5 protein-coding genes, 2 tRNA genes and 1 pseudogene are annotated in these 8,298 nt (G+C 68.2%); 7 read left to right on the top strand and 1 reads right to left on the bottom strand.

All coding sequences use genetic code 11. The features are described 5' to 3' along the window. Positions 1-154: 154 nt before the first annotated feature. From AX737_RS13935 to AX737_RS13905, 7 genes are all read left to right on the top strand, one after another. Positions 155-239, top strand: a tRNA-Leu gene (locus AX737_RS13935). A gap of 165 nt (positions 240-404) precedes the next feature. Beyond that, positions 405-1,799, top strand: coding sequence for a trigger factor (gene tig, locus AX737_RS13930; protein WP_066922250.1), 1,395 nt, complete (start codon positions 405-407; stop codon positions 1,797-1,799). 137 nt (positions 1,800-1,936) lie between these two features. Next, positions 1,937-2,563, top strand: a complete 627-nt coding sequence (locus tag AX737_RS13925; protein ID WP_066922248.1) for an ATP-dependent Clp protease proteolytic subunit — start codon at positions 1,937-1,939, stop codon at positions 2,561-2,563. Between the two features lie 260 nt (positions 2,564-2,823). Next, positions 2,824-4,095, top strand: coding sequence for an ATP-dependent Clp protease ATP-binding subunit ClpX (gene clpX, locus AX737_RS13920; RefSeq protein WP_066922246.1), 1,272 nt, complete (start codon positions 2,824-2,826; stop codon positions 4,093-4,095). Positions 4,096-4,409: 314 nt separating this feature from the next. Continuing rightward, the gene (gene lon, locus AX737_RS13915; RefSeq protein ID WP_066922244.1) at positions 4,410-6,833 is read left to right on the top strand and encodes an endopeptidase La; all 2,424 of its coding nucleotides are present in this window, start codon (positions 4,410-4,412) and stop codon (positions 6,831-6,833) included. 77 nt (positions 6,834-6,910) lie between these two features. Further along, positions 6,911-7,630, top strand: a complete 720-nt coding sequence (locus AX737_RS13910) for an aspartate/glutamate racemase family protein (protein WP_066922242.1) — start codon at positions 6,911-6,913, stop codon at positions 7,628-7,630. 57 nt (positions 7,631-7,687) lie between these two features. Next, a tRNA-Val gene (locus AX737_RS13905) sits at positions 7,688-7,763 on the top strand. A gap of 260 nt (positions 7,764-8,023) precedes the next feature. Here AX737_RS13905 and AX737_RS13900 read toward each other — a convergent pair. Next, positions 8,024-8,298: pseudogene (locus tag AX737_RS13900) on the bottom strand (arsenical resistance protein ArsH); the annotation flags it as partial.

The following is an 8,298-nucleotide window of genomic DNA, read 5'->3' as shown; positions in this document are numbered from 1 at the left end:
CATATGCGATCGCCCTGCCCGCAGAGGGGGGAGGGAGGACGCGGGTTCCGTCCGCTCGCCTCGCCCCTGCCTCTAAGTTTTTTGCTGCTTCCCCGTGCACGCGTGTTATAGAGCCGCCCTCCGGCGGCCGGATTCGCGCCGGGCGTCGGCGCGCGCGGGCGTGGCGGAACTGGTAGACGCGCTGGATTTAGGTTCCAGTGTCGCAAGACGTGGGGGTTCGAGCCCCTCCGCCCGCACCAGCCCCGCCGGGATGACCGGTCCGTTTTTCCGCGATCACGGAAGCCGGCCCGCCTCATCCGTTCCCGCGGACCCGCCGCCCGACGCGTCCGGCCCCAAGCCGCGCCTCCCGGCGGGACGGCGCGCACCAGAACACGACCACACGAGACGGTACGAGAGCGACGACGATGCAGGTGACCGAGACACATTCCGAGGGGCTGAAGCGCGCCTACCAGGTGCTGCTCCCGGCCAAGGACCTCGAGGATCGCCTGAACACCGAGCTCTCGGGCATGAAGGACAAGGTCCAGCTCAAGGGCTTCCGCCCCGGCAAGGTGCCGGTGGCGCACCTGCGCAAGGTCTACGGCCGCTCGGTGATGGCCGAGGTGGTGCAGAACGCGGTCAACGAGGCCAACCAGAAGATCATCACCGACAACAACCTCAAGCTCGCCCTGGAGCCGCAGGTCGCGTTTCCCGAGGACAAGGCGGAAGTCGAGAAGGCCCTCGAGGCCAAGGGCGACTTCGCTTTCACGGTGAACCTCGAGGTGCTGCCGAGCTTCGAGCTCGCCGACCTCTCGGACGTCAGCCTGACCAAGTACGTGGCCAAGCCCTCGGACGAGGAGGTCCAGGAGGCCCTCGACCGCATGGCCAAGCAGAGCCGTCCGTTCTCGGACCGTGCCGAGGGTGAGGCCGCCGAGGCCGGCGACCGCGTCACCATCGACTTCGTCGGCCGCATCGACGGCACCGAGTTCGAGGGCGGCAAGGGCGAGGGCGTGGACCTCGAGCTCGGCTCGAACACCTTCATCCCGGGCTTCGAGGACCAGCTCGTCGGCGCCAAGGTCGGCGAGAGCCGCCTCGTCAAGGTGACCTTCCCGGAGGCCTACGGAGCCGAGCAGCTCGCCGGCAAGGACGCCGAGTTCGACGTCACCGTCACCAAGATCCAGGCGGCGGGCGAGGCCCAGATCGACGACGCGCTCGCCAAGAACCTCGGCCTGGAGAACCTCGACAAGCTGAAGGAGGCCATCTCCGGCGCCATCGGCTCGGACTACGAGGCCGCCACCCGGCGCAAGCTGAAGAAGGACCTCCTCGACGCGCTCGACGGCAAGTACGCCTTCGACCTGCCGCCCTCGCTCGTCGCCCAGGAATTCGCCAACGTCTGGGCCCAGGTCGAGCAGGACCTGAAGACCCGCGGCAAGACCTTCGAGGACGAGGGCACCACCGAGGAGGCCTCGCAGGCCGAGTACCGCAAGATCGCCGAGCGCCGCGTGCGCCTCGGTCTGGTGCTTGCGCAGGTCGGCGAGAGCGCCGATATCAAGGTCTCCGACGAGGAGGTGAACCAGGCCCTGATCGCCCGGATCCGGCAGTTCCCGGGTCAGGAGCAGCAGGTCTGGGACTTCTATCGGAAGAACGCCCAGGCGCTGGCCGAGCTGCGTGCGCCCCTGTTCGAGGAGAAGGTGGTTGACCACGTTCTCTCGCAGGTCAAACTGGTCGAGGAGCCCGTCTCGAAGGAGACGCTGTTCGCCGACGAGGACGCGGAAGCCGACAGCGCCGACGAGACGGCGGCCTCGACCGAGTCGAAGGCTTGAAGTAGCCCGGTACCTGTCCTGACTGGCAGCGGGCTGTATGGTTAGGCGGCGTTAAGCACCGCCGGTGTTCGCTGACATGCCCGGCCGCCGCGATGATTCGCGCGGTCGGGCCCCTTGGAGCCCTGGGGCAGGACGTGATGAGAGATCCGGTCGACTACTACAACAGCGCGCTCGTCCCCATGGTGGTCGAGCAGTCGAGCCGCGGCGAGCGCGCCTTCGACATCTACTCGCGGCTGCTGCGCGAGCGGATCATCTTCCTGACCGGCCCGGTCGAGGATTACGGCGCCTCGCTCATCGTCGCGCAGCTCCTCTTCTTGGAGGCCGAGAACCCCAAGAAGGAGATCTCCTTCTACATCAACTCGCCGGGCGGCGTGGTCACCTCCGGCCTGTCGATCTACGACACGATGCAGTTCATCCGCTGCCCGGTCACGACCCTCTGCGTCGGCCAGGCCGCCTCGATGGGCTCGCTCCTCCTCACCGCTGGCGAGCCCGGCCACCGCTTCGCCCTGCCGAACGCCCGGATCATGGTGCACCAGCCCTCCGGCGGCTTCCAGGGCCAGGCCACCGACATCCTGATCCACGCCCGCGAGATCGAGGCGCTCAAGCGCCGCCTCAACGAGATCTACGTGAAGCACACGGGCCGGGAGTACGAGGCCATCCATCAGGCGCTGGAGCGCGACAACTTCATGACCGCCGACGCGGCCAAGGAGTTCGGCCTCATCGACGAGGTCATCCAGAAGCGCCCCGAGCCGGCCGCGGCCTGAAGGCCGGGCGGCCCGAAGGCGCGCGGCCCTTAGGCCCGCGCCGGAGGCCGCAGGAACCCGGCGTGCCCCCGACGGCGTTTGCCGAATAAGGAGCACGCCCGCCGCGGCCTTGATCCCGCCGCGGCAGCGTGTTTGCATCGGGTCTCCGGGAGGCCCCGTCACAAGCGCGCAGGTGACTTTTTCTTTAAGCGGATTCCCTTACCTGTGAACGATGCGCGTGCGCCCCGGGCTGGCAGCGCACGAGACGATCGGAGACCGATATGAGCAAGACTGGCGGCAACGACTCGAAGAGCACGCTGTACTGCTCGTTTTGCGGCAAGAGCCAGCACGAGGTTCGCAAGCTGATCGCGGGCCCGACGGTGTTCATCTGCGACGAGTGCGTCGAGCTGTGCATGGACATCATCCGCGAGGAATCGAAGTCCTCGCTGGTCAAGAGCCGCGACGGCGTGCCTACCCCGAAGGAGATCCGGCGGGTGCTCGATGACTACGTCATCGGGCAGGACTTCGCCAAGAAGGTTCTCTCGGTCGCTGTGCACAACCACTACAAGCGGCTCGCCCACGCGACGAAGCACAACGACGTCGAGCTGGCCAAGTCCAACATCATGCTGATCGGGCCGACCGGCTCCGGCAAGACGCTGCTCGCCCAGACGCTCGCCCGCATCCTCGACGTGCCCTTCACGATGGCGGACGCCACCACGCTCACGGAGGCGGGCTACGTCGGCGAGGACGTCGAGAACATCATCCTCAAGCTGCTCCAGGCCTCGGACTACAACGTCGAGCGGGCGCAGCGCGGCATCGTCTACATCGACGAGATCGACAAGATCTCCCGCAAGTCGGACAACCCCTCGATCACCCGCGACGTCTCGGGCGAGGGTGTGCAGCAGGCGCTCCTGAAGATCATGGAGGGCACCGTCGCCTCCGTGCCTCCGCAGGGCGGCCGCAAGCACCCGCAGCAGGAGTTCCTGCAGGTCGACACCACCAACATCCTGTTCATCTGCGGCGGCGCCTTCGCGGGGCTGGAGCGGATCATCTCCCAGCGCGGCAAGGGCACCTCGATCGGCTTCGGCGCGAGCGTGCAGGCCCCCGACGACCGCCGCACCGGCGAGATCTTCCGCTCGGTGGAGCCCGAGGATCTCTTGAAGTTCGGCCTCATCCCCGAGTTCGTCGGCCGTCTCCCGGTCCTGGCGACGCTCGAGGACCTCGACGAGGAGGCCCTGAAGAAGATCCTGCAGGAGCCCAAGAACGCGCTCGTCAAGCAGTACCAGCGCCTGTTCGAGATGGAGAACGTCGACCTGACCTTCCAGGAGGAGGCGCTGAGCCTCGTCGCCCGCAAGGCGATCGAGCGCAAGACCGGCGCCCGCGGCCTGCGCTCCATCCTGGAGACGATCCTGCTCGACACGATGTACGACCTGCCGGGCCTCGACTCGGTGGAGCAGGTCGTGATCGGTCCGGAGGTGGTCGAGGGCAAGTCGCGCCCGCTCTACATCCACGGCGACCGCAACAAGGAAGCGCCGGCGAGCGTCAGCGCCTGAGGGCAGGCCGGGGCCGGCTCGCCCCGGCCGCCTGTGCGCCGGAGCACATCCGCGTAACGCGTTGAGGCGGCAGGGCGATTCGCTTCTGCCGCCGGCCTGCCCGGAGCCGGCGGCATCTTGAAAACGGTGCCCCCGGACATCACCTGATGCTCAGCGCGGTGGCCGCCCGCTCCCCCCGAGGGACGGTGCCGCGTCACCAGCCGCAAAGCTTCAACAGCTCTACCCGACCCTCGCGGCCCGGTCGGCGTCTGGCGCAGTGCTTGCTCCCTGACTCGAGGAGCGCTGGCCCGGCGTCCATCATGAGGAAGTCAGCCATGACTCAATCGAAATCGCGCCAGCCTGTCGTCCCGGGCTCGACGGGCTCCTACGCGGTCCTGCCGCTGCGCGACATCGTGGTGTTCCCGCACATGATCGTGCCGCTCTTCGTGGGGCGCGAGAAGTCCATCCGCGCCCTGGAAGAGGCGGTGCGCACGGACCGCCACATCCTGCTCGCCACCCAGATCAACGCGGGCGACGACGACCCGGCGACCGACGCCATCTACACGATCGGCACGCTGGCCTCCGTGCTGCAGCTCCTGAAGCTGCCCGACGGCACCGTCAAGGTGCTGGTCGAGGGCGCGGGCCGCGCCAAGATCACCGGCTTCACCCGCTCGGACGAGTTCTACGAGGCCGAGGCCGAGGCGCTGCACGACGAGCTCGGCGACAAGGTCGAGGCCGAGGCGCTCGCGCGCTCCGTGCTCTCGGAGTTCGAGAACTACGTCAAGCTCAACAAGAAGATCTCGCCCGAGGTCGTCTCCGCCGTGACCCAGATCGACGAGCCCTCGAAGCTCGCCGACACGATCGGCTCGCACCTGCTCGTCAAGATCTCCGACAAGCAGGGCATTCTCGAGACCCCGACCGTCGCCCAGCGGCTGGAGCGCGTGCTCTCGCTGATGGAGAGCGAGATCTCGGTGCTCCAAGTCGAGAAGCGCATCCGGACCCGCGTCAAGCGGCAGATGGAGAAGACCCAGCGCGAGTACTACCTGAACGAGCAGATGAAGGCCATCCAGAAGGAGCTGGGCGACAGCGAAGATGGTCGGGATGAGCTGGCCGAGCTGGAAGAGAAGATCGAGAAGACCAAGCTCTCGAAGGAGGCCCGCGACAAGGCCACCGCCGAGCTGAAGAAGCTGCGCCAGATGTCGCCGATGTCGGCCGAGGCCACGGTCGTGCGCAACTACCTCGACTGGATGCTCGGCATCCCGTGGGGCAAGCGCTCGAAGGTCAAGAAGGACCTGCCCGGAGCCCAGCTCCTCCTCGACGAGGACCATTTCGGCCTCGACAAGGTGAAGGAGCGCATCGTCGAGTACCTCGCCGTGCAGCAGCGGGCGAACAAGCTCACCGGCCCGATCCTCTGCCTCGTCGGCCCCCCCGGCGTCGGCAAGACCTCGCTCGGCAAGTCGATCGCCAAGGCCACGGGCCGCGAGTTCGTGCGCATGTCGCTCGGCGGCGTGCGTGACGAGGCCGAGATCCGCGGCCACCGCCGGACCTATATCGGCTCGATGCCCGGCAAGGTCGTCCAGTCGATGCGCAAGGCCAAGACCTCGAACCCGCTCATCCTGCTCGACGAGATCGACAAGATGGGCATGGACTTCCGCGGCGATCCGTCGGCGGCGCTCCTCGAGGTTCTGGATCCGGAGCAGAACGCCACGTTCAACGACCACTACCTGGAGGTGGACTACGATCTCTCGAACGTGATGTTCGTCACCACCGCTAACACCCTCAACATCCCGGGCCCGCTCATGGACCGGATGGAGGTGATCCGCATCGCCGGCTACACCGAGGAGGAGAAGGTCGAGATCGCCCGCAAGCACCTGATCCCGAACGCGCTCAAGAAGCACGGTCTGGACCGGAAGGAGTGGTCGATCGACGACGAGGCCCTGCTGATGCTGGTCCGCCGCTACACGCGGGAGGCGGGCGTCCGCAACCTCGAGCGCGAGCTCTCGAACCTGATCCGCAAGGCCGTGAAGGAGATCCTGATCACGAAGACCAAGGTCGTGGCGGTGAACACCGACACGTTGCAGGTCTTCCTCGGCCCGCCGAAGTTCCGCTACGGCGAGATCGACGCGGAGGATCAGGTCGGCGTGGTCACGGGTCTGGCCTGGACCGAGGTCGGCGGCGAATTGCTGACGATCGAGGGCGTCATGATGCCCGGCAAGGGCAAGATGACGGTCACGGGCAACCTGAAGGACGTGATGAAGGAGTCGATCTCGGCGGCGGCGAGCTACGTCCGCTCCCGCGCTCTCGACTTCGGCATCGAGCCCCCGCTCTTCGAGCGCCGGGACATCCACGTCCACGTCCCCGAGGGGGCGACCCCGAAGGACGGCCCGTCCGCCGGCATCGCGATGGCGACCGCCATCATCTCGACGCTCACCGGCATCCCGGTGCGACGCGACGTGGCGATGACGGGCGAGGTGACGCTGCGCGGCCGGGTCCTGCCGATCGGCGGCCTGAAGGAGAAGCTGCTCGCGGCACTCCGCGGCGGCATCAAGACGGTGCTGATCCCCGAGGAGAACGCCAAGGACATCGCCGAGGTGCCCGACAGCGTGAAGAACGGCCTCGAGATCGTGCCGGTCTCTCGGATGGACCAGGTGCTGGAGCGGGCGCTGGTCCGCCAGCCCGAGCCGATCGAGTGGGACGAGCCGCTGCCCGCGGCCAAGCCCGCCCGCGACGAGGACGGCGCGGCCTTCGTGGCCCACTGATCCCCTGGACAGAAAGGCCCCCGGAGCCGAGGCTCCGGGGGCCTTTTTCATGCCCGACGCGATCTCCCCTGCGATCCATGCGCATCCTGCTGATCAACCCGAACACCACCGCCTCCGTGACGGATCTGGTCGCCGGCCACGTGCGCCGGATCGCCCCGGAGGCGACCGTCGTGCCGGTCACGGGCCGCTTCGGGGCCCGCTACATCGCGACCCGCGCCGCGGTGGCGGTGGCGGGCCACGCCGCCCTCGACGCGCTGGCCGAGCACGTCGCGGGCTGCGACGCGGTCTATCTCGCCTGCTTCGGCGATCCGGGTCTGCCGGCGCTGCAGGAGGTCTCGCCGGTCCCCGTGGTGGGGATGGCCGAGGCGGCCTGCCGGGCCGCCGCCGTGGGGGGACGCCGCTTCGGCATCGTGACGGGCGGTGTGAACTGGCCGGCGATGCTGACCGAATTCGTCACGCTTCAGGGCCTCGGCGCGCAGCTCGCCGGGATCCGCGCCGTGGCGCCGACCGGCGGTGAGATCGCCCGCGACCCCGACGGCGCGCTCGCCCAGCTTGCCGCCGCTTGCCGGGCCTGTGCCGAGGAGGACGGCGCCGAGGCGGTAATCCTGGGCGGCGCCGGCTTGGCGGGCTTGTCCACGCGCATTCAGCCGGAGGTGCCCTGCCCGGTGATCTGCTCGGTCGAGGCCGGCACCCGGGCCGTCCTGGCCACCGCCCTCGGGGCGCCCCACCGCGCCGCCGATCCCGTCCCGAGCATCGGCCTCTCGGCCTCGCTCGAAAACCTCCTCCAGGCGTCGTGAGGCGGCGGTGGCGCTTGCCACCGGCCCACACGTTGCCGTACCAAGCGAGCCGCCGCGGGGCGGTTAGCTCAGTTGGTAGAGCGTCTCCTTTACACGGAGAGGGTCGGCGGTTCGAGCCCGTCACCGCCCACCAATCAAATCGATCCCGTCCGTTGGGCTCTGCACCCCGGAGTTGCGCCTTGGGATGCATCGAGGGTGCAGAGCAGCTGGGGTGCACGCACCCCAATGGGCATATCAACCGAGGTGTGGGCTTCCCTCCTTAGCGCCCGGGGCCGTAGAGGCGGACGGCTCCCCGTATCCACCCCCTTCATGACTCCTCTTCCGCCCGTTTTTGGGGTGCATCACCGCCCACTCCAAGCACACCAAATCACGCATGCGATGGCTTGAAGGTCTCTACCGCTTCCCGAACCCGATGTCGGCGGCCACGGCCTTCAGGCGCTCCGGCTCCCGCTCCTTGCGCTCGCTGTAGCGGTCGACGAGGTAGTCGGCCCGCTCGCGCGTCAGGAGGGTGAATTTCATCAGCTCCTCGCAGACGTCGACCACGCGGTCGTAGAGCGGCCCCGGCTTCATGCGGCCGGCGTCGTCGAACGCCTCGTAGGCCATCGGCACCGAGGACTGGTTCGGGATGGTGATCATCCGCATCCAGCGGCCCAGCACCCGCAGGCTGT

The sequence above is a fragment of the Methylobacterium sp. CCH5-D2 genome (assembly GCF_001556475.1).
GTDB lineage: Bacteria > Pseudomonadota > Alphaproteobacteria > Rhizobiales > Beijerinckiaceae > Methylobacterium > Methylobacterium hispanicum.
The sequence above is the reverse complement of the archived record's forward strand: the minus strand, read 5'-3'. Positions and strand labels throughout refer to the sequence as shown.